Genomic DNA, 24,800 nt, shown 5'->3' with positions numbered 1-24,800 from the left:
TGGTTAAGGGAAAACCCGCCGGTGACGGGTTTTTCACTGGAAATTTATACAGAGTTCTGGCAGGGATTATAACAATGCTGTCAGCGATGCCAACTGCGAAATCTCAATATGCGGCAGCAGACGGCTGTCGGCGGCCTGCATCAGGCAGCGTTGCCGATCGTTGATCCAACAGGCCTGCAGCCCCGCGCGCAGCGCGCCGGCGACGTCGGTGGTCAGATCGTCGCCCACGTGCAGGATCTGCTCGGGCGCCACGCCCAGCCGCTCGACGGCCAGGTGATACATGTCCTGATACGGTTTGGCGCGCCCATCCGGCCCGGAGCGCAATACAAACTGGAAGTAACCGTCCAGGCCACACTGCGCCGGATCGGCGTTGCCGTTAGTGATCGCCACCAGCGGGTAGCGCGCGGCCAGCGCCTTCAGCGTGGCGTGGGTCGCTTCCGGCACCTCGATGCGGCTGCGCCACAGCGCGAAGTTCTGCATCGCCGCATCGGCCCCGATCGCCGCGTCGGCATCGCGCAGCCCCTGCCGGCTCAGCGCCAGATGAATGGCGCGCCAGCGCCACTGGGTGACATCGTGGTAGATCTCCGGATCCTGCTCACGCAGTTCCTGGCGCAGGCGGTGGAAATCCGCCGACTGGAAGCTGTTCAGGCCGGGATGGTAGCTCTGCAGGAAGGCCACCGACTGTTGTTCGGTCTGTCTAATCACCGGGCGATTGTCATACAGCGTATCGTCCAGATCGAAAGTCAGCGCCGCCAGCGGGCGCAGCGGGCGATAAAAATGCATCAGGATTTCCCCCGTTTGGCACGCGGATGCGCGGCATCGTACACGTTCGCCAGATGTTGAAAGTCGAGGTGGGTATAAATTTGCGTGGTGGTCAGGTTGGCGTGGCCGAGCAGCTCCTGCACCGCGCGCAGATCGCCGCTGGACTCCAGCATGTGGGTAGCGAAGGAGTGACGCAGCTTGTGCGGGTGGATATGGCTGTTGACGCCCTGTTTCACGCCCCATTCGGCGAAGCGCTTTTGCACGTTGCGCGTCGAGATGCGCCGCCCCTGATTGGACAGGAACATCGCGTCATCTTCCGGCCCGAACAGATCGCGCATCGCCAGCCAGTGTTCCAGCCAAGTGACGGCGGTGCGTCCGATCGGCAATTTGCGCTCTTTGCTGCCTTTCCCCATCACCCACACCTCGCCGGCGGCCATATCGACATGGCGGCAATCCAGCCCCACCAGTTCGGAGAGGCGCAGACCGGCGCCGTACATCACCTCCAGCATGGCGCGATCGCGCACCGCCAACGGATCGTTGAGATCGATCTCCAGCAGCTGGTTCATTTCATCAACGTCGATGTTTTTCGGTAGATGGCGGCCGCTGCGCGGCGTGCGGATGCCTTTGGCGGGGTTGGCGTGCAATACGCCCTGGCTGACCAGCCAGTCGAGGAAACTGCGCAGCGAAGAGAGCCGCAGCGCCAGACTGGCAGACTGCAGGCCGGCCCGTTTGCTGCGCGCCGCCAGCATGCGTACCCGGGCGGCGTCCAGCGCCGCCCAGTCGGTGACGCCGATCTCCTGCGCCAGGCGCATCAGCGCCGCCAGCTGGCGCGAATAACTGAGCTGCGTCAGCGGGCTGAGTTGCCGTTCTACCTTGAGATAACGCAGAAAAGCGTCCACCGGCTGCTGCAGGCTGGGCGCAATCGGCGTCATGCGCGTTCGACCCAGCGTTCCAGCAGCTCCGGCAGCATGCGCGCCAGTTGATTGAGCATCACCGTGCCCATGCCCTGCTGATAGTGTTGCGTATCGCGGCTGCTGAAGATCACCATGCCCAGTTCACCGTCGTCGCCCAACATCGACAGCGCCACCGAGCCAATCTGGCCAATCTGTTTGGCCTGCGGCAACAGCAGCAGCAGTTCGGGGCCGTTCAGGCCGCCGAGGTAGTGTTGTTCGCTGCCCAGCCGCTGAATGCGGAACGGCTCGAACGCCGAACGCGTCAGCGCCAGGTGGGTAAAATCGGAAGGCGCGCCGATATTCCAGCGCTCGGCGAACAGGCGCACCGTGGCGCCAGCCAAACCGAACCCGCGCGCCCAGCGCTGCAGCCGGTTGAGCATGTCCTGCAGGCTGTCGGCGGTGGCCAGATCGGCCTGCAGGTGCAGCAGCCTGGCGAACAGCCCTTCGTTGGCGCTGGCCTGCTCCATCAACAGCGTGATCTCTTCTTCCAGCCGTTCGATGTGATTGCGCTGGCGGGCCAGATGCCATTCCACCAGCGAAACGGTGCCGCGCACCGGGTGTGGCACGCGCATCTGCTCAACCTGGCGCGCGTTGCGAATAAAGAAATCCGGGTTCTGCAGCAGGTACTGCATCACGGTGTCGTCATCCAGCGCCAGGCCGGCGACGCTCTGTTCTTCTACGCTTTTCATAGATGAATAAATCCGTCATAGACATGGGTTGCCGGGCCGGTCATAAACAGCGGGTTGCCCGGCCCTTTCCAGCGAATATGCAGGCTGCCGCCCGGCAGTTCTACATGCACCTCTTCTGACAGCAATTCCTGTTGGATCCCCACCGCCACCGCCGCACAGGCGCCGCTGCCGCAGGCCTGCGTTTCGCCGGCGCCGCGCTCGTAAACGCGCAGCTTGATGTGATCGCGGCTGACCACTTGCATAAAACCGATGTTGGCTCGTTCCGGGAAGCGCTCATGCCCTTCCAGCACCGGGCCGAGCAGCTCCACCTTGGCGGTTTTTACATCGTCCACCTGCAGAACACAATGCGGGTTGCCCATCGACACCACGCCGCACAGCACGGTATGTTCCGCCGCGCGCATGATGTAGGTCTTTTCAGCCTTGGCGGCGCGGAACGGCACCGCCTGCGGGTCGAAGTTCGGCTCACCCATGTTGACGCACACCCGATCGTCGTCGGTGACGCTGAGCACCATGCGCCCGGTTTGGGTGCTGACGCGGATGTCGCGTTTGTTGGTCAGCCCTTTCAACCGCACAAAGCGCGCGAAGCAGCGCGCGCCGTTGCCGCACTGCGCCACTTCGCTGCCGTCGGCGTTGAAAATTCGGTAGTGAAAATCCAGCTCGGGATCGTAAGGCGGTTCTACCACCAGCATCTGGTCAAAGCCGACGCCCAGGTGCCGATCGGCCAGCCGGCGGATCAGCTCAGGTGAAAAATAGACATTCTGTGTAACGGCATCGACCACCATAAAGTCGTTGCCCAGACCATGCATTTTGGAGAACTGCATATCATACTCCGCTATCTGGACGCGCTATCCGTCTTGATTTTGCGGCGGCGTTCGCTACCGCAAACAGGGTGTTACTGGTCGACCATCGACGGTTTTTGCTGAGAGCCAGACTGCTCCTGCTGGTTCTTTTGCACCTGATCGCCCGTTTGCACCGGCGGCTTGGCCGGTTTCTGGCTGGCGGGATCGGCAGGCGGGAAGTAAAGCGGGCCTTTCAGACCACAGCCGACGAGGCCGGTAACCAGAACTGCCATCAGCGCATAGCGTAGTTGTTTTTTCATTTGCATTAATGCCTGTAATTCATGCGTCCAAGGTCTCTATAATCGCAGGTGGATCATGAAAAGCAATAGGAATTGAATATGAACGACAGCGAGTTTCACCAGTTGGCCGACCAGCTGATGTTGAATATTGAAGAGACACTGGACGATTTTGACGGCGATGCGGATATCGATTACGAAACCAATGGCGGCGTAATGACGCTGAGCTTCGAAAACGGCACCAAAATCGTCATCAACCGCCAGGAGCCGCTGCACCAAGTGTGGCTCGCCACCAAGGCCGGCGGTTACCACTTCAACTACCGCGACGGCGTTTGGCTATGCGATCGCAGCGGGCAGCCGTTTTATCAGCTGCTCAGCGAAGCGGCCAGCGCGCAGGCCGGCGAGGAACTGCGTTTTTCCTGAGGCTAAGCAGGGCTCGGCAACCGAGCCCTTGCGGCGTCAATGCAGCTGGAACTGCTGTTTCAGCGGCTGAGCGGCGCCATCGGCCACCGTCACGCACAGGCTGGACAGCACATTGCTGCGGAACGGGATTACCTGCGTGCGCCCATCGAGTTGCACGATCTGATAAAACTGCGGCAGATTGAAGTTGATGAAGCTGGAGCCGTAGGTGAAGCGATCGTGCGACGAGGAATAGAAGCGGCTGACGTCGCGCACCAGCTCCTCTTTACTGCCCTCGCAGTGGTGATACACCTCTACCCGATTCGACTCATCCAGAATATAGATGTTGAAGCCCTTGTCGTCTGAGGTGTCTTCGAAGAAGAACTGGATGATCCCCTCGCTGGCGAAGCCATCCACCACCGGCGGCAAATGCACCTGATCGGTTTCCACCTTGATAGACAGGCCGTGCAGCTTGTTGTTGGAAATGGCGCCGTAAAACTCCACCGCATTCTCCAGCTTTTGCACCGATACGCTCAGGCGCTCGAAGAACAGCCCCCAGGTCTGCCCGGCGACGCGTACCGCCTTGAAGCGACCGGGCTCCAGGCGGGTGCTGGACAGGCGCAGCTCGATGCACTCCGACACCAGCTGCTGGATACGGGTGCGGATCAGGCCGCGCAGATGCTGGCTGTAGCAGAACACTTCCACCGACTCCGGCGGCGCGGCGTCCTGGTGCATTTTGCCGAGAATGGTTTTCAGCGCTTCCAGCACCGACTGCTCGCCGCTGAAATGCAGGGTACGCACTTCGTTCCAGGAGTTGCGGTACAGCAGATCGATGCTCCCCACCAGGCACTGTTGCTGCTGGCCGAAGCTGAACACGTCCAGCTTGCGGAAATCGAAGTGCACCACCTGATTGCGGAAGGCGGCGGTCGGATCGTTTTCCAGGTTGACGATGATCGCCAGATGGCGAATTTCGCACGGGCTATACAGCGCTTTCGGCGTCGGCGCCGGCAGGCGCAGCGGGAAGTGATGGGAAACGTCGGCCACCAGTTCCTGCAGCTTGGCGGTGTCGCACAGGTTGCCGCTCTTGATGTGCAGGCGGGTCTGCGGGGTCAGCAGGCCGTTGAAATAGGCCCAGGCCACCAGCTTGTTCAGGTAGCGGTTATATTCCAGCGGTTGATGGCTGACGATCGAATCCATAGCCGGCGCCTGATTATACAGGTACCAGCCGGTGCGGTTGGCGCGGCCAACCGGCACGTGAATAAAGGTTAAATCGTTTTCCGACAGGTCCGGCGAAATCTGCGGGTTCACCAGCGTCACCTTGCCGGGCAGCGCTTCGAACGCCGCGTACAGTTTGCGGGTCAGCACGCCGATATCCTGCGGGCTGGCGCTGACGCTGAGGTTGTTGCGGCGGGCGAAACGGATCAGGTTGCGGTAGCTCTGCATCATCGCGTCGAGCAACTCGTTATGCGCTTCGCGCACTCGCTCGATTTTCCAGTTGGCGCGGTTGTCCAGCATCGCCAGACGCTCTTCGCTCCAGCCCCACTCGCTGACCAGTTGGCTGAGGATCTCGCGCCGCCAGCCGACGCAGGCCTTGGCCAGCGACAGCTTTTCACACACTTTCAGGTAGAAGCAGCGGCGGGCCAGATCGAGGCGGGTGGTGTCGTTGATGTCGGTCAGGTAACGGGTCACGCGCTCAAGCATCATGCAGTAGGCGTCGAGCCCGAAGCTGACGATCTCACCCTGATGCAGCCGGTGTTTGATGTCGGTCGCCAGCAGCTGGGTATTGGGGTATTCCCAGGAATAGGCTTCCAGCAGCAGGGTCTTCAGCACCGCCTTGTAAGGCGAATCGATGCTCTTGTACAGCTGCCACAGGCTGGCGCCGAAGTACTCTTCCGCCGACAGCGAACTCAGGCCGCCGAGATCCAGCCACTCGTTCGGCGTGAGCGCCCCCTGCGCGTACAGCGACAGCACGTATTCATCGTAGTGCGCTTCTTCTTCGCCCGGCACCATGTTCCACAGGATGCGTTTGCCGGCCAGGCGCACCGCGGTGCGATAGAATTCGTCGAGCAACAGGATATGCTGCGTCGAGCCGCAGTCTTCGCCGCCCAGGCTGCCGCTTTCATTATGGCGGAAGCGGTTTTCGTCGATCAGGAAGAAGCTGACTTCCACCCCCATCGAGGCGGCCCACTTCTCAAGCAGGCTGCATTTTTGTTGCAGGCGGGTGCGTTCTTCGTTGTCCAGCCAGGACTGGTGGCAGACCCAGATGTCGAGATCCGAGCTGCAGCTTTGGCCGATAGACGAGGTGCTGCCCATCGAATAGACGCCGGTGATCGGCAGCTCGCCGCTGGCCGGTTTGTCAAACGGGCTACCCCATTTGTCTTCTAAATCGTTCAGGTAATCTTGTTGAGTTTCATCAGGCGTGTAGAGGCAAATGCCGTGGGGAACGTTACCGTTCAGGTAACCCGGCATCAGCGGGTGGTGGTGGTGCAGTAAGGTGGGCAGCAGACTGTATACCCGTTGAAACGCGGGCTTCATAGCCGCCAGGGCGCGATCGACGCGTAGCTGATTGATCGCATCCAGTCTCTGCTTCAATGTCTCGATGTAGAGGTACAAGACGTCTCGCCTGATTATCCCGGTGTTTAGAAAAAAACCCGTATTCCATAAGCGCCGTTAGTGTAAGAAGAATATTTGGCGACTTATTGCTGGAAACGTGATCAATTTAACACCTTGCTGATTGACCGTAAAGGAGGTAACGCTTCACAATTATTGTAGCGCTTCCCTAAACGATTTACCCGCAGTGTTAACTGCCCCAAAGCACATCACACGTCCCTTTGATTCCGTTGTCCTTTTTCCGCCTCCGGCTTCTTGCACTGACAGTATTGGCTCTCAGTGGTAGGATGGATGGCGAAATATAAAAACGGTAACAAGCATGTTAGACAAAATTATTCGAATTGCCACCCGACAAAGCCCGCTTGCACTCTGGCAAGCACATTATGTGCAGCAACGTCTGATGGCCAGCCATCCCGGCCTGCAGGTCGAGTTGGTGCCGATGGTGACGCGCGGCGACGTTATTCTGGATACGCCGCTGGCGAAAGTCGGCGGTAAAGGCCTGTTTGTTAAAGAACTCGAGCTGGCGCTGCTGGAAGGCCGCGCCGACATCGCCGTGCACTCGATGAAAGACGTGCCGGTTGATTTCCCTGCCGGCCTCGGTTTGACCACCATTTGCGAACGCGAAGATCCGCGCGACGCTTTTGTTTCCAATCGTTTCGCCTCGCTCGATCAACTGCCGCAGGGCAGCGTGGTCGGCACCTCCAGCCTGCGCCGCCAGTGCCAGCTGCGTGAACGCCGCCCGGATCTGATCGTGCGCGACCTGCGCGGCAACGTCGGCACTCGCCTGGCCAAGCTGGACAACGGCGACTACGACGCGATTATTCTGGCGGTGGCCGGTCTGAAACGCCTGGGGCTGGAGCAACGCATCCGCAGCCCGCTGAGCGCCGAAGAGTGCCTGCCGGCGGTCGGCCAGGGCGCGGTCGGCATTGAATGCCGCCTCGACGACAGCGTCACCCGCGCGCTGCTGGCGCCGCTGAACCATGCAGCTACCGAAACCCGCGTGCGCGCCGAACGGGCGATGAACACCCGTCTGGAAGGCGGTTGCCAGGTGCCGATCGGTAGCTATGCCGAACTGGATGGCGACAGCCTGTGGCTGCGTGCCTTGGTTGGTGCGCCGGACGGCAGCCAGATGGTGCGCGGCGAACGCCGCGGGCCGGCCACCGAGGCCGAACGGATGGGCGTTGAGCTGGCGGAAGAGCTGCTGGCGCGCGGCGCGCGCGAGATCCTGCGCGAGGTTTACCAGGGAAATCCGCCGGCATGACGATCCTGGTAACCCGTCCATCGCCTTCGGGCGAGCGGTTAGTGAGCCGGCTGCGCGCACTCGGCCGGGTTGCCTATCATGCACCGCTGATCGACTTCGCCCCCGGCGGCGATCTGCCTAAGCTGCCGCAGGCGTTGCAGCAGCTTGGCGCAGGCGATCTGGTGTTCGTGCTGTCGCAGCATTCGGTGAACTACGCCGATTCTGTCATCGGCCGCGCCGGGCTGAGCTGGCCCGCGCACCTGGCCTATTACGCTATCGGCCGCACCACCGGGCTGGCGCTGCACCGCATCAGCAGTTTGCCGGTGGAATACCCGCGCGAACGCGAGATCAGCGAAACGCTGCTGCTGCTGCCGGCGCTGCAAAAACTGGCGGGCAAACGCGCGTTGATTTTGCGCGGCAACGGCGGCCGTGAGCTGCTGGGCACGACGCTGAGCGAGCGCGGCGCCGACGTCAGCTATTATGAATGCTATCAACGCAGCCCGGTGCACTACGACGGCAGCGAGCAAAGCGCCCACTGGCAGCGTGCCGGTGTGGATACGCTGGTGGTGACCAGCGGTGAAATGTTACAACAGCTCTATACTTTAGTTCCTGATTACTATCGTTCTTCATGGCTGCTGCGTTGCCGCCTGGTAGTAGTGAGCGAACGCCTGGCTACCCTCGCCCGGGACTTGGGCTGGCGTACGATTCGGGTAGCTGACAACGCCGATAATGACGCGCTGATCCGCGCGCTACAATAATCTGACTATGGGATGTGCCACTATGACGGAACAAAATACCCCATCCGCCCCGGTTGAAGAGCCAACCAACGCGGTTGAGAGCTCCCAGCAGCCAGCCGCTGCCAGCCGCAAAGGCAAGAATACCGGCCCGGTGCTCGGCGCGATCGCTATCGTGCTGGTCATCGCCCTCGGCGCGGGCGGCTATTACCACACGCACAAGCAAGCGCAACAGCTGATCGCCGCCAATCAGGCGCTGCAGCAGCAGCTTGAAGGCGTGAAACAGAGCCAGCAGCAGGAAAGAAATGCGCTGGAAGGCCTGTTGCAGCAGCAGGGTAAAACCCTGGACGCCGCCGATCGCGAGCAGGCGAACCTGGCGCGCCAACTGAGCGAACTGCAGGAAAAAGTAGCGACCATCTCCGGCAGCGACGCCAAAACCTGGCTGCTGGCGCAGGCCGATTTTCTGGTGAAAATGGCCGGCCGCAAGCTGTGGAGCGATCAGGACGTGACCAGCGCCGCCGCGCTGCTGAAAAGCGCCGACGCCAGCCTGGCGGACATGAACGATCCGAGCCTGCTCGAGGTACGCCGCGCCATTACCGAAGACATCAGCACACTTGCTACACTGACCCAGGTCGATTACGACGGCATCATCCTCAAGGTCAATCAGCTGTCCAATCAGGTGGATAACCTGCGTCTGGCGGACAACGACACCGACGAAGCGCCGATGGATCAAAACAGCAGCGAGCTCTCCGGTTCGATCGGCGAATGGCGGCAGAACCTAGCCAAGAGCTGGCGCAATTTCATGGCCGACTTCATTACCATCCGCCGCCGCGATACCAGCGCCGAGCCGCTGCTGGCGCCGAACCAGGACATCTACCTGCGCGAAAATATCCGTTCGCGCCTGCTGGTGGCCGCGCAGGCCATCCCGCGCCACCAGAACGAGACCTACAAGCAGTCTCTGGAAACTGTCTCTACCTGGGTGCGCGCTTACTTCGACACCACCGATCCAGCGACCAAAGCCTTCCTGGAAGAGCTGGACAGCCTGAGCCAACAGTCGATCTCGATGGACGTGCCGGATCAGCTGAAAAGCCAGCCGCTGCTGGAAAAAGTGATGCAGACCCGGGTGCGCAACCTGATGACCCAGTCCCCTGCCGCTCACCAGGAGGGTTAAGCCATGTTACGCGTGTTATTTCTGTTCCTGGTGGTGATCGCCAGCGTGGTGCTCGGGCCGATGTTGGCCGGGCATCAGGGCTATGTGCTGATCCAGACCGACAATTACAATATCGAAACCAGCGTCACCGGCCTGGTGATTATGCTGGTGCTGCTGTTCGTGGTGCTGCTGGCGATCGAGTGGATCCTGCGCCGTCTCTTCCGTACCGGCGCCCGCACGCGCGGTTGGTTTATCGGCCGCAAGCGCACCCGCGCACGCCAGCAAACCAAAGCCGCGCTGATCAAGCTGGCGGAAGGCGACTACAAGCAGGTTGAGAAGCTAATGACGCGCAACGCCGACCACGCCGAACAGCCGGTGGTGAACTACCTGCTGGCCGCCGAGGCCGCACAGCAACGCGGCGACGACTTCCGCACCAATCAGTATCTGGAGCGCGCTGCCGAAGCGGCCGACACCGATCAACTGCCGGTGGATATCACCCGGGTTCGCATCCAGCTGGCGCAGGGCGAGAACCACGCCGCGCGCCACGGTGTCGATCGCCTGCTGAATCAGGCGCCACGTCATCCGGAAGTGTTGCGTCTGGCGGAACAAGCCTATCTGCGCACCGGCGCCTACGCGTCACTGCTGGAAGTGCTGCCGTCGATGCGTAAAATCGAACTGCACAGCGAAGAACAACTACTGGCGTTGCAGCAGCAGGCTTACATCGGTCTGATGAATCAGGCAATGGCGGACGAAGGCAGTGAAGGCCTGAAGCGCTGGTGGAAAGATCAGAGCCGCAAGACGCGTCACGAGGTGCCGCTGCAAATCGCGATGGTGGAACACCTGATCGAATGCAACGACCACGAACTGGCGCAGGAGATTGTGCTCGACAGCCTGAAGCGCCAATACGACGAGCGCCTGGTGCTGTTGCTGCCGCGGCTCAAATCCGGCAACCCCGAGCAGTTGGAAAGAGCGCTGCGTCAGCAGATGAAACAACACGGCGCGACGCCGCTGTTGAACAGCACGCTGGGGCAGCTGTTGATGAAGCACGGCGAGTGGCAGCAAGCGGCCGACGCCTTCCGTGAAGCGCTGAAACAGCGCCCGGATGCTTACGACTACGCCTGGTTAGCCGATACGCTGGAGAAACTGCATCGTTCGGATGAGGCGGCGCAGATGCGCCGTGAGGGGCTGATGTTGACGCTGAAACAGAACGGCGGCGAATAACGCCCTGCCCGAGTGAGTGAGAAAAGCGCGGCCCCGATGCCGCGCTTTTTTTTGCCCCGGGGTTTTCTGTGGCGCAAAAAAAACACTTGCCGTAGGGCAAGTGTATAAAGAAGCAATCAGGTCTAGGACAACAGGGGCGGTGCCTCACTCAACGTTCTGCCCTGAGCGTGATGACGGGTTAGTCATCGTTCTCGTGGGCGATAGGCACCCTAAATCGGCTCTGCGTCATTCCCAGGGTTTATGAGGCCTAAGGCGAACATAAGAGGTGGAATGAGCATCTACGCTATAGATATTGCATTTGGCGTGCCAACTTTTAAATTGAGGCTCCCTCATAGGAAAATAGAGTTCAATATATTGAAAATATTGATTTTTTATTTAACTCTCCCTTTCCCGTCAAAAACTACTCTCTGGCGTTCCTTGTTAACGGCCTTTATCAAGTTGTCGCCTCAAAACGACGACTTAAGCCAAAGCCAATTTTATCTTTTTAAATCAATGAATTATTTGTCTCAACCTGACGACAGCGCGGGATGCCGTTGTCGCTGAAAACCAACACGTTTGTCGGCAGAGGCAACATGCTCATCCTTAGATACGCAAAAAGCCCGCGCATTGCTGCGCGGGCCTGCCTTCTCGTCTCGCTTCGCGAGGCTCGAACCTCCTGCGGAGGTACTCATCCTCATAAACTACAGGCGTAAAAAAACCGACTTGCGTCGGTTTCTTTGAAAGTGGTCGGCGAGAGAGGATTACGCGCATCGTTGATGCGCGCCCTGCGGGCCGTTGCTAAAGCAACGTTGTCTCGCTTCGCGAGGCTCGAACCTCCTGCGGAGGTACTCATCCTCATAAACGACAGACGAAAAAAAACCTGCTTTAGAAAGCAGGTTTTTCGAAAGTGGTCGGCGAGAGAGGATTCGAACCTCCGACCCACTGGTCCCAAACCAGTTGCGCTACCAAGCTGCGCTACTCGCCGATTTGTGTTGCTCATACTACCCGATTTATCAGACCGTTGTCCATATAAATCTTATATTTATCAGATATTTTGCGTGGTGCGAAGAGAGGGACTTGAACCCTCACGTCCGTAAGAACACTAACACCTGAAGCTAGCGCGTCTACCAATTCCGCCACCTTCGCACTGTCACAAAATACTGCTAAATCTTCACTTCTTAGGAAGTGGGGTGGCTAATGGGACTCGAACCCACGACAACTGGAATCACAATCCAGGGCTCTACCAACTGAGCTATAGCCACCATTACTACTTCTTACTCACGATGTTACCACCGCAGCTCCTGCGCACAAACTTAATGGCGCGCCCGACAGGATTCGAACCTGAGACCTCTGCCTCCGGAGGGCAGCGCTCTATCCAGCTGAGCTACGGGCGCGTAGCGCCGTTGCGGGAGGGGATACTACGGATTTACGCCAATTCTGTCTAGTGCTTTTTCGCAGAAATGTTGCGTTTGATTACGCTTTGCTCACTCCCGCGCAGGAAAGCGCACTCCGTAGCCCCTTTTCACCGTTTATTGCCGCGTTTCTACCCGATTTTCAGCCGGATGATGTTTCTTGTGCATGCCGAAAGCGAAGTAGCACAGGCTGACGCCCGCTAAGAAAATCGCCCCGACCAACAGGGAAATTCGCGTATCCGGGTTGATTCCCATGCCGACCAGCACGCAAACCAGAAAAGCGATAGTCAGATAGTTCACATACGGGAACATGATCGACTTAAAGCTGTGGGTTTTGATCGCTTCCTTATGGGCGCGGCGGAAATAGAGCTGGCTTATCAGCACCACGAACCACGGCACCATGCCCGGCAGCACGCTGGCGCTGTAGACATACACGAACACCTGCTCCGGATTAGGGATGATGTAGTTCAGCGCGGAACCCACCAACAGACAGGCGATGGTGACGGCGATGCAGTTCACCGGCACGCCGCTGGCGGAAAGCTTGGTCAGCGCCGCCGGCAGTTGGCGGTTCTTGGCCAGGGCGTACAGCATGCGGCCACCGCTGTACATGCCGCTGTTGCAGCCGGAAAGCGCGGCGGTCAACACCACGAAGTTGATGATGCCGGCGGCAGCGACGATGCCGATCTTGGCGAAGGTCAGCACGAACGGGCTGCCGGTAGTGCCGATGCCGTTCCACGGGAAGATGGTAACGATGACGAAGATCGCGCCGACATAGAAGATCAGGATGCGCCACAGGATATTGTTGATCGCGCGTTTCAGCGTCACCTGCGGATTCTTGGCTTCCCCGGCGGTAATGCCCACCAGCTCAACCCCCTGATAGGACGCCACCACGATGCACAGCGCAAACAGGAAGCCTTTCCAGCCACCGGCAAAGAAACCGCCGTGCGCCGTCAAATTGGCGAAACCGATAGGTTCACCGCCGTTGCCGAAACCGAAGAAGATCACCCCCAACCCCACCAGAATCATCACGATGATGGTGGTGACCTTGATCATGGCGAACCAGAACTCCAGCTCCCCATACAGGCGCACCGCCGCCAGGTTGGCCAGCGCTACCATCGCCACGGCAATCAGCGCCGGCACCCACTGCGGTATTTCCGGGAACCAGAACTGCACATACACCCCGATGGCGGTGATCTCAGAAATACCGACGGCAATCCACATAAACCAGTAGCCCCAGGCGGTCAGATAACCGAAATAGGGATTCATGTACTTATGCGCGTAAACGGCAAACGACCCGGCGACCGGCTCAAGGAACAGCATCTCCCCCATCGAACGCATAATGAAGAACACGAACAGCCCGGCGATGATGTAAGCCAGCAGTACCGACGGCCCCGCCCATTTCAGCGTACTGGCTGATCCCATAAACAGGCCGACACCGATGGTGCCCCCCAGAGCGATAAGCTCGATATGCCGGGCCTCAAGGCCCCGGTGTAGCCCTTGCGGTTTCTCTTTGTGTGCCATAAATCCTCAATAATTTTTCTCGGGTTGTGTTTGCCTGCCGGCTGCTGCCGGTCGTTATTGTCATTATTAAAAGAATAAATCATCCCCTGCCGATCGGGTTGGCATCAACGGGTAGTCGGAGCGAAGTTACCGTGAGAAGGACATCGTTCAGCGCTGTCGCATCAGGCTTCAGCGGCCAGGGATAATTTCCGGGCGGTATCGTTTCGCATTTCGCCGCTATAAGCAAACCGCAATTTAAAACTTTATGGAATAAATGCGACGGCGTTTAGGGCCGAGGGTTATAGATATGCGGGAGAAACGCGCAAAAGCAGATTATTGGTACAGCAGACCGGAGCGGAACAGCACTTTCCGCCCCGGATGAGGGGTTACATCTTGCCGCTGTAGTAGTAGCCGACAAACTTCAACAGCTTCAACTGCCGGCCGATGCGGCTGGGCTGGCTGAGCAGGCGGTAGAGCCATTCCAGACCGAGGTTCTGCCACACCTTGGGCGCACGCTTCACATGGCCGGTAAAGACGTCGTAGGTGCCGCCCACGCCCATATACAGCGCCTGCGGATGCACTGTGCGGCAGTCGCGCATCAGGATCTCCTGCTTCGGCGATCCCATCGCCACCGTCACGATAGCGGCGCCGCTGGCGCGAATACGCTCGAACAGCGCCTCTCGCTGCTCCGGTTTAAAATAGCCGTCCTGGCTGCCCACCAGGTTAACATTCCACTGGTTGCGCAGCTTTTGCTCGGTTTCCGCCAAGACTTCGGGCTTGCCGCCGACCAGGAAGACCGGCGTACCTTCACGGCCGGCGCGTTGCATCAAGGCTTCCCACAGATCGGCGCCCGCAACGCGCGAAACGTCCGCCGCCGGGTATTTGCGACGAATCGAACGCACCATGCTGATGCCGTCGGCGTACTTGTACTCCGCCTCATCCAGCAACGCGTGCAGCGACTGGTCCTCTTCCGCCTTCAGGATCTTTTCCGCATTCATGGCCACCAGCGTGCCCTGTTTTACCCGGCCGCCGTCGAACAAAAAGTCCATGCAGTGCGCCATATCGCGAAAGCCCCACAGGCTGAAACCGCGCAGCTCATACTGCGGCACCGAAATCTTTGCTTCCATCGTTCTCATTACCCTTACAAAAGACCGTTGGCCCGAGGCGGAGACGTCAGCGCGCGAGTGCGCGTCACTCTGGCCTTGATCAACCCGGCGGTATCGAACAGCCAATACAGCAACTTCGCCAGCACCAGACAGGCGCCGAAAATAATGCAGAAGAACACCACGCGCGACACGAATGAATCCACCCCTTCGCGCGCCAACACGATGATGTTGAACACCGCGCCGAAGCAGAACCCCTGCAGAATGGCCGCCTTATAGCGGTTCGGCTCGGTTTTGCCCAACTCATACAACCAGTCGAACCACTTGATGATCATGCCCACCAGAATCGCGCCGAGCGGGATAAACAGCGCGCCGCCCATCACCACCAGCGAACCGATCAACGTCGGCGAAATCGCCAGCCCGGAGTGGTTGTTCAGCACTTCCCAGGTGAAATAGTTGGCCGAGTTCAGCACCACGTCCGGCCGGCCCGGCCATAGCCAGGTTGGGATAAAGACGTAGAAATCACGCAAGATCGGTGCCAGGCCCTGGAAATCGATCTTGTCGTAATTTTGCAGCAGCAGCGCCAGGTTTTCCCACGGCGAGAAGGTATCGCGGGTCAGGTAGAGGAAGGTATAGAACGCTTCCGCGCCGCTGACATCCAGGCTATAGCGCTTCAACGCCAGCCAGAACATGCCGACCACGCCGAATATGCCCGCCGCCGCCAGCATCCACAGCGTGATCCAGCCGCGTACGATGCCGATAAACAGGAACAGCGCGAAGGCGATGATGATGTTGGCGCGGGTGCCGCCGACGATCACGTAGGTCAGAATACCGAACGCCACCGTCGCCACCAGGAACAAGAACCAGGCACGCAGATCCTGCCGCAGGAAATAGACCACCAGCATCGCCGGAATGAAGAAGTAGAAGAACCGCTTGAGCGCCACGCCAGACACGTCGCTGGAGAAGATCTGGCTGTAGGAATTGAGCTTGAACAGCAAGAAGCCGTTCTGCATGAAGAAGATCCCAACGGTACCGATCGCCACCAATGCCAGCAGCACCCAGGTCATATGAGTCTCTACCCGGTTCATGGTAAACAGCGCCGCGCGCGGCTGGGCGCGGCGCTTGCGCAGCCGGGTCTTGTAAGTGACGTAATAGATGGCGTAAAACGCCGTCGCCGACAGCAGGGCGTACAACAGGAACTCCACCGGCACCACCTCGACGTCAAACTGAAACACCAGCAAGCAGGTCAAAGGAAAACCGAAATAGAACGTCAGCAAATACAGCAGCGAGAAGAAGACGTTGAAGTTAAAGCGCACGCGCCGAAACTCCTGGTAGGTCAGCGTCAGGATAAACGTCAGGCTGACCAGGTAGACGACAAACAGGCCGCCGAATTGCGCCAACGTCATGAGCTTTCTCCCGCCGCCAACGCCAGAGCTTGCTGCCAGCCGTCGACATAGTTCGGATTGAAGAAGGCGATCGCCTGTTTAACCACCGCCGCCAGCTGACGCTGCGCTTCGCGCACCACCGCCTCGTCCAGCGAATCGCCGTAGAACAGCACCGGCAGATGCTGTTCCGCCAAATCCTGCCAGAACGGGTTTTGCCGGCTGAGCACAAAAGGCACGCCGAACTGAATCAGCAGGCACAGGGTGCCAATCCCCTGCTGACGATTGAAAATGAAATAGCCCAGATCGCAGGCGCGCAGAATATTGAGGTAGTCCTCGAACGCCACCTGCTGCGTGAGCAGCTGCAGGTTTTTCTCGCCGAACAGCGGCAACCCGGCGGCGCGTACCTGCTCGATGTAGGCATCGTTGTTGGCCGGATAACCCATCGGCAGGATCACGCGCACGTCGGCGCCGAACTGCTGATGAATCGCCCTCAGCGCTTCGATATGCCGATTGCTGCGATCGCCGGAGTTACCCACCAGAATCGTCATCGGCCCGGCCAGGTTTTTCTCGACGTGAACGTCGGTCAGCGCCGGATCCATGCGGGTCGGGAAGTACAGCAGCGAGGCTGGCACCCGCGCATGGCGCTGCTGGTAGTGAATCACGTCGCCGCGAGTGGCAAACACATTCCCTACTCGCCCCTGCGCAATGCGGCGCAGCAGATAGAACAGACGGAATTTCCAGCTGGTGGCGTCTTCATACAGATCGGCGCCCCAGATATGCCAACTGACCTGACGCGCCTTGATCTTGCCGCTCAACAGCGCCAGCCACAGCCCCGGATTGAACTGGCCGTGCAGGAAGAAGCGCGCATCGCGATCGGCCTGGGCACGGGCGATGACCGCTGCCGCCAGGCTTTTCTTGTCTGCGTAGGGCTCAATGTTCAGGGCGGGGAAATCTCCCAGTGCCGCCACATCCTTGGCCGCCACCATAAAATGCCGCGTTTGCTCAGCAGGCAGACGCGGCGCCAGCACGTCGTTGAAGAAGCGCAGCACCGTCTGGTTATGATGCGGGATATCGGATCCCAGAACGTGAATCAGTGTGGTCATACTCGTCTACGATAAATAAGAAACACGCAGCTACAGAGCGCGAAATACACGATGTAGGTTGCCATATAGGCCTGAGCCGCCCCCAGCGCGCCATGCAGCGGGATCAGCCAGTGCGAGAACAGCGTCAGCAGCAGAAACTGGCTGACTTCCGTCAGGATATAGAAGCGCAGCGACGCTTTGGCGATCACCAGATAGCCGAACACATAGGCCCCGACTTTCAGCACGTCGCCCACCAGCTGCCAGGCAAACAGATCGCGCATGGCAACAAACTTGTCCGAGAACAGCAGCCAAATAGCGAAATCGCGCAGCACCCAAACCGTAAAGCTCGCCACCGCTACCGCCGGCAGCACGAATTTCAGCGAGCGCACGATCTCCCGCGAGATAGCGCCCTTGTCCGTAAGCCGCGACAGCGTCGGCAGCAGATAGACGGTAAACGAAGCGGTGATGAACTGCAGATAGGCATCGGAAATGCTGCTGACGCCCTGCCAAATCCCCACCTCATCCCAGCCGTAATGGGCAGCCAACAGGTTACGCATCATCACGTAGGCCACCGGCAGCGTCACCGAGGTGATCAACGCCATGAGGGTGAATTTGCCGAGGTTGCCGGCCACGAGTTTGTCCCAACGCGGCGCCAGATAGCGCAGCGGCAGCGTTTTGCGCCGCCACAGCATCAGCCCGGCAGGCAACACCACCAACGCCGGCACCAGCGCCAGCCCCGCCAGCGCGCCTTCATAGCCCCCCAGCTTGAAGCACAGGTAATAAGCTACCACGCCAATCAGGCTGCCGCCGATCACCGCCAGCGCATTGCCCATCGCATCGCGATAGCCTTTCAGCACCGCCATGAACAGGTTGGCGTAGGCGATGCCCATCTGAATGAAGGCGACGGCGCGCACTACATCGACGTAATCGGCATGCCCGAACAACCCAATGCTGATCGGTTCGGCAGCGAACAGAAACACCAGCGCCAGCAAGGTCGAAAAAACCAGCACGATGCTCGACGCGGTGCCCACCGCCAGACGCAGACGCTGCGGATCCTGGTGGTACTCCGCCACGTATTTGGTGATGCCGTTAAAAATGCCCGCGCCGGACAGCACGCCCAGCACGGTAATCAACTGGCGGAAGTTACCCGCCTGCCCCACCCCGCTGGGGCCAAACGCCACCGCCAGCAGTTTCACTACCAACAGCCCCACGCCGATTTTGATCAGCGTGGAGCCGGCGGTCCATATCGATGCTTTTGCCAACGACATATCAGGCGAAGAAGCTCAGAATGGTATTGATTACCGTACGCTGATTGACATCAGACATATTGTAGAACAGCGGCAAACGCACCAGGCGCGCGCTTTCCTGTGTGGTGTAACGATCTTCACCGGCAAAGCGACCGAACTGTTCACCGGCCGGGCAATCATGCAGCGGGATATAGTGGAACACCGCCATGATTTCGGCTTCCTTCAGGTAGTCGATAAAGGCCGTGCGCTCTTCGATATCACGCAGCTTGATATAGAACATATGCGCGTTATGCACGCAGTCCGCCGGCACGATCGGCAACTCGATGCGCCCTGACTGCGCCAACGGCAGGAAGCTGTCGTAGTACTTCTGCCACAGTGCCAAACGGCGCTGGTTGATGCGTTCCGCCACTTCCAACTGGCCCCACAGGTAGGCGGCCTGCAGGTCAGACATCAGATAGCTGGAACCGATGTCGCGCCAGGTATATTTATCGACCTGGCCACGGAAGAACTGGCTGCGGTTAGTGCCTTTTTCGCGGATGACTTCCGCCCGATCGATCAAGGCCGGATCGTTCACCAGCGTCGCGCCGCCTTCGCCGCCGGCGGTGTAGTTTTTGGTTTCATGGAAGCTGAAGCAGCCGATATGGCCAATGGTGCCCAATGCCTTGCCTTTGTAAGTCGACATCACGCCCTGCGCGGCGTCTTCCACCACGAACAGGTTATATTTCTTCGCCAGCGCCATGATGGTATCCATCTCGCAGGCAACGCCAGCATAGTGCACTGGCACAATCGCGCGGGTTTTATCGGTGATCGCCGCTTCGATTTTGGTTTCGTCGATGTTCATGGTGTCCGGACGCAGGTCGACGAATACCACTTTAGCGCCGCGCAGCACAAAGGCGTTGGCGGTAGAAACGAAGGTAAAGCTCGGCATGATCACTTCGTCACCCGGCTGAATATCCAGCAAGATGGCGGCCATTTCCAACGACGCGGTGCAGGAAGGCGTCAACAACACTTTCGCGCTGCCGAAACGCTGTTCCATCCACTGCTGGCAGCGACGGGTGAAACCGCCGTCGCCGCACAATTTGCCGCTGCCCATGGCAGCCTGCATATATTCCAGTTCAGTGCCAACAACCGGTGGAGCGTTAAATGGAATCATGTCTACCTCTGTATAACCAATACGCGGTGCTTTCAATCACGGCACCCTGTCGTTGATAGAGTCGTAATGCGGCGATATTGCTTATCTGGGTCGCAACCCGCAGGCGCTGCATCCCCTGCTGCCGACATTCGGCGATCGCCGCGGCCATCAGCCTGGCGCCCACGCCCCGGCCGGATGCGCCAGGGAAAGCCGCCAGCAGGCCGATACGCATTTCCTGACCGCCAATGTCACGCAGGCTGACAAAGCCTTCGGGTTGCCCCTGGTTGTCCAGAGCCAACAGGCACTGATGATCGAACGTGCCTAAAACGGCCTTTTCAATCCACAAAGCATAAAACCGGCCGCTGTCATCAGGTTGATACCAAGGTGCGCGAAAGCGGCTGACGGTGAACGCCTGAGCCGCCGCGGCACGCAATGCCGGGATATCGGACTCGGTTGCCAGACGGGAAGTCTGGGCTCCGTCGCCGGGTTCCGCCGCTCGTTCACGCTCAAGAGCCAGGACCAGATCGACCTCACCCTCAACCAGACGAAATCCCAAGCCGGCGAGACTATCCGCCAATGCAAGCTGCTGAGCGGGGACTTTGGCCTGCACCAAGGTATAAGCCGCCAGATCGGCTTCGACAAGCACCGGAGCCGAGGAGGAGAAGCCGAGTTTCGCGCTGTCTAGTGCGAAAAACTCGCTTTCCCATGACAAAGGCTCAATAGTGGCGTGGACGCGCATGCAGCAGATCCAGCAAATACTTGCCGTAGCCCGTTTTGGACAATGAGGTGGCGGCGCGTTTCAACCCCTTGTCATCCAGCCAGCCGTTACGCCAGGCGATCTCTTCCAGACAGGCGATTTTAAAGCCCTGGCGCTTTTCTACCGTCTGCACGAAGCTGCTGGCTTCCAGCAGGCTGTCGTGAGTCCCGGTGTCCAGCCAGGCGAAACCACGCCCCAACAGCTCGACGGTCAGTTCACCACGCTCCAGATACATCTGGTTGATGCTGGTGATTTCCAGCTCGCCGCGTTCGGAAGGCTTCACCTGCTTGGCAAACTCCACCACCTGGCTATCGTAGAAGTACAGGCCGGTCACCGCCCAATCGGATTTCGGTTTCTTCGGCTTTTCTTCGATCGACAGCGCGCGGAAATTTTCGTCAAACTCCACGACGCCAAAGCGTTCGGGATCCATCACCTGATAACCGAACACGGTGGCACCTTCGGTGCGAGCCGCGACGGTTTTTAATTTCGGGCTGAAAGATTGGCCGAAGAAGATGTTATCTCCCAACACCAGGCAGCAAGAATCGCCGTTGATAAACTCCTCGCCGATCAGAAACGCCTGCGCCAGACCTTCCGGCTTAGGCTGCGCAGCGTAGCTGAGATTGACGCCGAACTGTTCGCCGTTACCCAACAAACGCTCGAAGGACGGCAGATCTTCCGGAGTCGAGATGATCAAAATGTCGCGGATCCCCGCCAACATCAGTACCGACATCGGGTAATAGATCATCGGCTTGTCATAAATCGGCAGCAGTTGCTTGGACACGCCACGAGTAATCGGATGCAGACGCGTACCGGAACCGCCAGCCAGAATAATACCTTTCATACTTACTCCAAAACCCGCCGCGCCGGCGCAAAGCGACGCGGCGTTAAATTAATCTGACAGCCCCAAACGCTCACCGGCATAAGAACCGTCTTGCACCCGGCGCCACCAGGTTTCGTTAGCCAGATACCAGGCCACCGTCTTGCGAATGCCGCTTTCGAAGGTTTCCTGCGGCCGCCAGCCCAACTCACGATCGATTTTGCCGGCGTCGATGGCATAACGCATATCGTGGCCAGGGCGATCCTTCACGTAAGTGATCAGATCGCGGTAGTTCGCCACGCCCTGCGGCTTATTCGGCGCGAGTTCTTCCAGCAGATCGCAAATGGTCTGCACCACTTCGATATTCTTGCGCTCGTTATGGCCACCGATATTGTAAGTTTCGCCCACCACGCCTTCGGTCACAACCTGATAGAGCGCGCGCGCGTGATCCTCGACATACAGCCAGTCGCGCACCTGCGCGCCGTTGCCGTATACCGGCAGCGGTTTGCCGGCTACCGCATTCAGAATCACCAACGGAATCAACTTCTCCGGGAAGTGATAAGGGCCGTAGTTGTTCGAACAGTTGGTCACAAGGGTCGGCAGACCGTAGGTGCGCAACCAGGCACGCACCAAATGATCGCTCGACGCTTTGGAGGCGGAATACGGACTGCTCGGCGCATACGGTGTGGTTTCGGTAAACAGATCGTCGGTGCCGTGCAGGTCGCCATACACTTCGTCGGTGGAGATATGATGGAAACGGAAAGCCAGCTTCTTCTCCGCCGCCAACGGCTGCCAGTAATGGCGCGCCGCTTCCAGCATAGTGTAAGTGCCAACCACGTTGGTCTCGATAAAGGCCGCCGGGCCGTCGATAGAGCGATCGACGTGGCTTTCCGCCGCCAGGTGCATCACTACGTCCGGCTGATACTGGGCAAATACCCGATCCAGCTCGGCGCGATCGCAGATGTCGACCCGCTCGAAAGCATAGCGCTCGCTCTCGGCCACCACCGCCAGCGACTCGAGGTTACCGGCATAGGTCAGCTTATCCACCACCACCACACTATCGCCGGTGGCCTCGATGATGTGCCGCACAACTGCGGAGCCAATGAAACCGGCACCACCGGTAACTAAAATACGTTTCAACGCCATACTCCTTTGGTATCAACAACCCATGTTTGTTTTACATCTTCCGGCCGGATGGCCTTGAACTGTTGGTGATCGACCAACATCACGATCACATCGGCCTGCTGCAACGCCTCAGCGATTGGCGTCAACGTCACATGACCCGTCAGCGACTTCGGCAACTGTTCGACGTTCGGTTCCACCGCCAGCGTTTCGCCGACGTGCCATTCAGCGATCAAATGGGCAACTTCCACCGCAGGGCTTTCACGCAGATCGTCGATATTCGGCTTGAAGGCCAGGCCGAAGCAGGCAATTTTCACCTCGGACGCGCGCTTGTCGGTGGCGGCCAGGCAATCGGCCACCGCCGCTTTCACCCGGTCGACCACCCACAACGGTTTACCGTCGTTCACCAGGCGAGCGGTGTGGATCAGGCGCGCCTGCTGCGGGTTCTGCGCCACGATAAACCACGGATCGACGGCGATACAGTGACCGCCGACGCCCGGCCCCGGCTGCAGAATATTCACCCGTGGATGGCGATTCGCCAGGCGGATCAGTTCCCAGACGTTGATCCCCTGTTCGGCGCAAATCAACGACAATTCGTTGGCAAAGGCGATATTCACGTCGCGGAAGCTGTTTTCCGTCAGCTTGCACATCTCGGCAGTGCGCGAGTTGGTGATCACGCATTCGCCCTCGAGGAAAATCTTGTACAGCGCGCTGGCACGTTCCGAGCACTTCGGCGTCATGCCACCGATCACCCGGTCGTTTTGAATCAGTTCCACCATCACCTGCCCCGGCAGTACGCGCTCTGGGCAGTAGGCGATATTCACGTCCGCCGCTTCGCCCGCTTGTTGCGGGAAGCTGAGATCGCTGCGCGCCTGTGCCAGCCATTCCGCCATCTGTTCGGTGGCACCTACCGGCGAGGTGGACTCCAGGATCACCAGATCGCCTTTTTTCAGCACCGGCGCCAGCGATTTCGCCGCCGTTTCGACATAGGCCAGATCCGGCTCGTGATCGCCCTTGAACGGCGTAGGCACCGCGATCAGGAACGCATCGGCCGCCAGCGGTTTGGTCACCGCTTGCAGGAAACCGCCGTCGACGGCGTCCTTGACCACTTTGTCCAGATCCGGCTCGACGATGTGGATCGCACCGCGGTTAATGGTATCTACCGCATGTTGGTTAACATCTACACCCACCACTTTTTTCTTGCGGGAAGCGAACGCCGCCGCCGTTGGCAAGCCGATATAACCCAGGCCGATAACCGAAATAGTGTCAAAACTCATAGTGTCACCTGATGATTCTTTAAAGCTTCGAGGATACGCTGACAGGCATGTCCGTCACCGTATGGGTTATGCGCCCGACTCATCGCGTGATATTCGCTTTCGTCCGTCAACAGCCGGGTCACCGCTTCAACAATTTTGGCTACATCGGTGCCGACCAGGCGTACCGTGCCCGCATCTATCGCTTCCGGGCGTTCGGTGGTGTCGCGCATCACCAGCACCGGTTTGCCTAACGATGGTGCCTCTTCCTGAATACCGCCGGAATCGGTCAGGATCATATAGGCCTGAGTCATCAAATAGACAAACGGCAGATAATCCTGCGGCTCGATCAGCATGACGTTGTCGATACCTTTCAAGATGCGATTCACCGGCTCACTGACGTTCGGATTGAGATGCACCGGATACACTACCTGCACTTCCGGATGGTTGCGGGCAATCTCCGCCAGCGCGCTGCAAATTCGCTCAAAGCCGCCGCCAAAGCTTTCGCGGCGATGGCCGGTGACCAGAATCAGTTTCTTGTCGGCATCGAGGAACGGGTAACGCTGCGCCAGGTCAGCTCGCAGCGCGGCATCGCTCATCACACGGTCACGCACCCAGAACAGCGCATCGATCACCGTATTGCCGGTCACGAAAATACGGTTGTCCGGCAGCAGCTCGCGCAACAGATTTTGTCGCGAGTTTTCGGTTGGCGCGAAATGGTACATCGCCAGATGGCCGGTCAGTTTGCGGTTGGCCTCTTCCGGCCACGGAGAATACAGATTGCCGGTGCGCAGCCCGGCCTCGACATGCCCAACGGGAATGCGTTGATAGAACGCCGCCAGGCTGGTCGCCAGCGTGGTAGTGGTATCGCCGTGCACCAGCACCACGTCCGGTTTGAAGTCTTCCAACACCCCTTTCAGCCCTTCCAGGATGCGACAGGTGATTTCCGTTAACCCCTGGCCGGGTTTCATGATGTTCAGGTCGTAATCCGGCGTGATCTCAAACAACCGCAATACCTGATCCAACATCTCACGATGCTGTGCCGTTACGCAGACTCTTGCGTCAAAGGCCTCATCCTGGGCCAGTGCATGTACCAGCGGCGCCATTTTAATGGCTTCAGGTCTGGTGCCGAAAACAGTCAACACTTTCACAGCGAATCTCTTTTGGTCGGTTAATCG

General features: G+C 59.1%; 22 protein-coding genes, 4 tRNA genes and 1 other RNA gene. 5 read left to right on the top strand and 22 right to left on the bottom strand.

The genetic code is table 11. The features are described 5' to 3' along the window. Positions 1 to 66 precede the first annotated feature (66 nt). From yigB to lptM, 5 genes are all read right to left on the bottom strand, one after another. Positions 67 to 783 (bottom strand): 5-amino-6-(5-phospho-D-ribitylamino)uracil phosphatase YigB, encoded by a 717-nt coding sequence (gene yigB / locus ACYF6X_RS00805; protein ID WP_038874105.1) that lies wholly within the window; start codon positions 781 to 783, stop codon positions 67 to 69. Then, a complete protein-coding gene (gene xerC, locus ACYF6X_RS00800; RefSeq protein WP_016929495.1) occupies positions 783 to 1,694 on the bottom strand; it encodes a tyrosine recombinase XerC in 912 nt (303 codons plus the stop codon). The genes yigB and xerC overlap by 1 nt, the downstream gene beginning before the upstream one ends. Beyond that, on the bottom strand, positions 1,691 to 2,404 hold the full coding sequence (locus ACYF6X_RS00795) for a DUF484 domain-containing protein (protein ID WP_049203609.1): 714 nt from the start codon (positions 2,402 to 2,404) through the stop codon (positions 1,691 to 1,693). Before ACYF6X_RS00795 ends, xerC begins: the two co-directional genes overlap by 4 nt. Continuing rightward, positions 2,401 to 3,225: a diaminopimelate epimerase gene (dapF, locus tag ACYF6X_RS00790; RefSeq protein ID WP_063989077.1), complete on the bottom strand. Its 825-nt coding sequence runs from the start codon at positions 3,223 to 3,225 to the stop codon at positions 2,401 to 2,403. Before dapF ends, ACYF6X_RS00795 begins: the two co-directional genes overlap by 4 nt. 71 nt (positions 3,226 to 3,296) lie before the next feature. Continuing rightward, positions 3,297 to 3,503 carry an LPS translocon maturation chaperone LptM gene (lptM, locus tag ACYF6X_RS00785; protein ID WP_301336322.1) on the bottom strand — a complete coding sequence of 69 codons (207 nt, stop codon included), beginning with the start codon at positions 3,501 to 3,503 and terminating at the stop codon, positions 3,297 to 3,299. A 78-nt stretch (positions 3,504 to 3,581) separates the two neighbouring features. On the opposite strand from lptM, the gene cyaY reads away from it, so the two are divergent. Beyond that, positions 3,582 to 3,902, top strand: coding sequence for an iron donor protein CyaY (cyaY, locus tag ACYF6X_RS00780; RefSeq protein ID WP_015376263.1), 321 nt, complete (start codon positions 3,582 to 3,584; stop codon positions 3,900 to 3,902). A gap of 36 nt (positions 3,903 to 3,938) precedes the next feature. Here cyaY and ACYF6X_RS00775 read toward each other — a convergent pair whose 3' ends face one another. Further along, positions 3,939 to 6,491, bottom strand: a complete 2,553-nt coding sequence (locus tag ACYF6X_RS00775; protein WP_019452546.1) for a class I adenylate cyclase — start codon at positions 6,489 to 6,491, stop codon at positions 3,939 to 3,941. 316 nt (positions 6,492 to 6,807) lie between these two features. Here ACYF6X_RS00775 and hemC point away from each other — a divergent pair, with 316 nt between their 5' ends. From hemC to hemY, 4 genes are read left to right on the top strand one after another with little or no spacing between them, the layout of a single operon-like run. Next, positions 6,808 to 7,749, top strand: a complete 942-nt coding sequence (gene hemC, locus ACYF6X_RS00770) for a hydroxymethylbilane synthase (RefSeq protein WP_063989079.1) — start codon at positions 6,808 to 6,810, stop codon at positions 7,747 to 7,749. Continuing rightward, positions 7,746 to 8,486, top strand: a complete 741-nt coding sequence (gene hemD / locus ACYF6X_RS00765; RefSeq protein WP_063989080.1) for a uroporphyrinogen-III synthase — start codon at positions 7,746 to 7,748, stop codon at positions 8,484 to 8,486. The genes hemC and hemD overlap by 4 nt, the downstream gene beginning before the upstream one ends. A 22-nt stretch (positions 8,487 to 8,508) precedes the next feature. Then, entirely contained in the window at positions 8,509 to 9,633 is a 1,125-nt protein-coding gene (hemX, locus tag ACYF6X_RS00760; RefSeq protein ID WP_063989081.1) for a uroporphyrinogen-III C-methyltransferase, read from the top strand. A gap of 3 nt (positions 9,634 to 9,636) precedes the next feature. Then, positions 9,637 to 10,833, top strand: a complete 1,197-nt coding sequence (gene hemY / locus ACYF6X_RS00755) for a protoheme IX biogenesis protein HemY (protein WP_063989082.1) — start codon at positions 9,637 to 9,639, stop codon at positions 10,831 to 10,833. Positions 10,834 to 11,556: 723 nt separating this feature from the next. On the opposite strand, the gene ACYF6X_RS00750 is transcribed toward hemY, so the two are convergent. The 16 genes from ACYF6X_RS00750 to wecB form a co-directional block, all read right to left on the bottom strand. After that, positions 11,557 to 11,685: non-coding RNA, RtT sRNA (locus ACYF6X_RS00750), on the bottom strand. 35 nt (positions 11,686 to 11,720) lie between these two features. Continuing rightward, positions 11,721 to 11,797, bottom strand: a tRNA-Pro gene (locus tag ACYF6X_RS00745). 74 nt (positions 11,798 to 11,871) lie between these two features. After that, positions 11,872 to 11,958, bottom strand: a tRNA-Leu gene (locus tag ACYF6X_RS00740). Between the two features lie 40 nt (positions 11,959 to 11,998). Further along, a tRNA-His gene (locus ACYF6X_RS00735) sits at positions 11,999 to 12,074 on the bottom strand. A gap of 55 nt (positions 12,075 to 12,129) precedes the next feature. Next, positions 12,130 to 12,206 (bottom strand) — tRNA-Arg (locus tag ACYF6X_RS00730). Positions 12,207 to 12,341: 135 nt separating this feature from the next. Next, a complete protein-coding gene (gene thrP / locus ACYF6X_RS00725) occupies positions 12,342 to 13,745 on the bottom strand; it encodes a bifunctional threonine/serine APC transporter ThrP (protein ID WP_025304867.1) in 1,404 nt (467 codons plus the stop codon). Between the two features lie 365 nt (positions 13,746 to 14,110). Continuing rightward, the gene (gene wecG, locus ACYF6X_RS00720; RefSeq protein ID WP_130017535.1) at positions 14,111 to 14,851 is read right to left on the bottom strand and encodes a lipopolysaccharide N-acetylmannosaminouronosyltransferase; all 741 of its coding nucleotides are present in this window, start codon (positions 14,849 to 14,851) and stop codon (positions 14,111 to 14,113) included. Positions 14,852 to 14,865: 14 nt separating this feature from the next. Continuing rightward, the gene (wzyE, locus tag ACYF6X_RS00715; RefSeq protein ID WP_130017536.1) at positions 14,866 to 16,233 is read right to left on the bottom strand and encodes an ECA oligosaccharide polymerase; all 1,368 of its coding nucleotides are present in this window, start codon (positions 16,231 to 16,233) and stop codon (positions 14,866 to 14,868) included. Next, positions 16,230 to 17,315 carry a TDP-N-acetylfucosamine:lipid II N-acetylfucosaminyltransferase gene (locus ACYF6X_RS00710; protein WP_130017537.1) on the bottom strand — a complete coding sequence of 362 codons (1,086 nt, stop codon included), beginning with the start codon at positions 17,313 to 17,315 and terminating at the stop codon, positions 16,230 to 16,232. Before ACYF6X_RS00710 ends, wzyE begins: the two co-directional genes overlap by 4 nt. Further along, on the bottom strand, positions 17,312 to 18,562 hold the full coding sequence (gene wzxE / locus ACYF6X_RS00705) for a lipid III flippase WzxE (RefSeq protein ID WP_107227497.1): 1,251 nt from the start codon (positions 18,560 to 18,562) through the stop codon (positions 17,312 to 17,314). Before wzxE ends, ACYF6X_RS00710 begins: the two co-directional genes overlap by 4 nt. Before the next feature lies 1 nt (position 18,563). Continuing rightward, entirely contained in the window at positions 18,564 to 19,694 is a 1,131-nt protein-coding gene (rffA, locus tag ACYF6X_RS00700; RefSeq protein WP_063989087.1) for a dTDP-4-amino-4,6-dideoxygalactose transaminase, read from the bottom strand. Beyond that, complete coding sequence (gene rffC, locus ACYF6X_RS00695; RefSeq protein ID WP_130017538.1) at positions 19,681 to 20,412, bottom strand: dTDP-4-amino-4,6-dideoxy-D-galactose acyltransferase; 732 nt, start codon at positions 20,410 to 20,412, stop codon at positions 19,681 to 19,683. Before rffC ends, rffA begins: the two co-directional genes overlap by 14 nt. Beyond that, positions 20,390 to 21,271: a glucose-1-phosphate thymidylyltransferase RfbA gene (rfbA, locus tag ACYF6X_RS00690; RefSeq protein ID WP_063989089.1), complete on the bottom strand. Its 882-nt coding sequence runs from the start codon at positions 21,269 to 21,271 to the stop codon at positions 20,390 to 20,392. The genes rffC and rfbA overlap by 23 nt, the downstream gene beginning before the upstream one ends. A gap of 48 nt (positions 21,272 to 21,319) precedes the next feature. Then, the gene (gene rffG / locus ACYF6X_RS00685) at positions 21,320 to 22,393 is read right to left on the bottom strand and encodes a dTDP-glucose 4,6-dehydratase (RefSeq protein ID WP_172837467.1); all 1,074 of its coding nucleotides are present in this window, start codon (positions 22,391 to 22,393) and stop codon (positions 21,320 to 21,322) included. Then, complete coding sequence (gene wecC, locus ACYF6X_RS00680; RefSeq protein ID WP_130017539.1) at positions 22,384 to 23,646, bottom strand: UDP-N-acetyl-D-mannosamine dehydrogenase; 1,263 nt, start codon at positions 23,644 to 23,646, stop codon at positions 22,384 to 22,386. Before wecC ends, rffG begins: the two co-directional genes overlap by 10 nt. Then, the gene (gene wecB, locus ACYF6X_RS00675; RefSeq protein WP_063989091.1) at positions 23,643 to 24,773 is read right to left on the bottom strand and encodes a non-hydrolyzing UDP-N-acetylglucosamine 2-epimerase; all 1,131 of its coding nucleotides are present in this window, start codon (positions 24,771 to 24,773) and stop codon (positions 23,643 to 23,645) included. Before wecB ends, wecC begins: the two co-directional genes overlap by 4 nt. Between the last annotated feature and the right edge of the window lie 27 nt (positions 24,774 to 24,800).

The sequence above is a fragment of the Serratia sp. ID 25-353 genome (assembly GCF_054792795.1).
The sequence above is the reverse complement of the archived record's forward strand: the minus strand, read 5'-3'. Positions and strand labels throughout refer to the sequence as shown.

Excerpts from the sequence above, each read along its gene's own strand:
- yigB (WP_038874105.1), bottom strand. The coding sequence starts at position 783 with ATGCATTTTTATCGCCCGCTGCGCCCGCTGGCGGCGCTGACTTTCGAT.
- xerC (WP_016929495.1), bottom strand. The coding sequence starts at position 1,694 with ATGACGCCGATTGCGCCCAGCCTGCAGCAGCCGGTGGACGCTTTTCTG.
- ACYF6X_RS00795 (WP_049203609.1), bottom strand. The coding sequence starts at position 2,404 with ATGAAAAGCGTAGAAGAACAGAGCGTCGCCGGCCTGGCGCTGGATGAC.
- dapF (WP_063989077.1), bottom strand. The coding sequence starts at position 3,225 with ATGCAGTTCTCCAAAATGCATGGTCTGGGCAACGACTTTATGGTGGTC.
- lptM (WP_301336322.1), bottom strand. The coding sequence starts at position 3,503 with ATGAAAAAACAACTACGCTATGCGCTGATGGCAGTTCTGGTTACCGGC.
- cyaY (WP_015376263.1), top strand. The coding sequence starts at position 3,582 with ATGAACGACAGCGAGTTTCACCAGTTGGCCGACCAGCTGATGTTGAAT.
- hemC (WP_063989079.1), top strand. The coding sequence starts at position 6,808 with ATGTTAGACAAAATTATTCGAATTGCCACCCGACAAAGCCCGCTTGCA.
- hemD (WP_063989080.1), top strand. The coding sequence starts at position 7,746 with ATGACGATCCTGGTAACCCGTCCATCGCCTTCGGGCGAGCGGTTAGTG.
- hemX (WP_063989081.1), top strand. The coding sequence starts at position 8,509 with ATGACGGAACAAAATACCCCATCCGCCCCGGTTGAAGAGCCAACCAAC.
- hemY (WP_063989082.1), top strand. The coding sequence starts at position 9,637 with ATGTTACGCGTGTTATTTCTGTTCCTGGTGGTGATCGCCAGCGTGGTG.
- thrP (WP_025304867.1), bottom strand. The coding sequence starts at position 13,745 with ATGGCACACAAAGAGAAACCGCAAGGGCTACACCGGGGCCTTGAGGCC.
- wecG (WP_130017535.1), bottom strand. The coding sequence starts at position 14,851 with ATGGAAGCAAAGATTTCGGTGCCGCAGTATGAGCTGCGCGGTTTCAGC.
- wzyE (WP_130017536.1), bottom strand. The coding sequence starts at position 16,233 with ATGACGTTGGCGCAATTCGGCGGCCTGTTTGTCGTCTACCTGGTCAGC.
- ACYF6X_RS00710 (WP_130017537.1), bottom strand. The coding sequence starts at position 17,315 with ATGACCACACTGATTCACGTTCTGGGATCCGATATCCCGCATCATAAC.
- wzxE (WP_107227497.1), bottom strand. The coding sequence starts at position 18,562 with ATGTCGTTGGCAAAAGCATCGATATGGACCGCCGGCTCCACGCTGATC.
- rffA (WP_063989087.1), bottom strand. The coding sequence starts at position 19,694 with ATGATTCCATTTAACGCTCCACCGGTTGTTGGCACTGAACTGGAATAT.
- rffC (WP_130017538.1), bottom strand. The coding sequence starts at position 20,412 with ATGCGCGTCCACGCCACTATTGAGCCTTTGTCATGGGAAAGCGAGTTT.
- rfbA (WP_063989089.1), bottom strand. The coding sequence starts at position 21,271 with ATGAAAGGTATTATTCTGGCTGGCGGTTCCGGTACGCGTCTGCATCCG.
- rffG (WP_172837467.1), bottom strand. The coding sequence starts at position 22,393 with ATGGCGTTGAAACGTATTTTAGTTACCGGTGGTGCCGGTTTCATTGGC.
- wecC (WP_130017539.1), bottom strand. The coding sequence starts at position 23,646 with ATGAGTTTTGACACTATTTCGGTTATCGGCCTGGGTTATATCGGCTTG.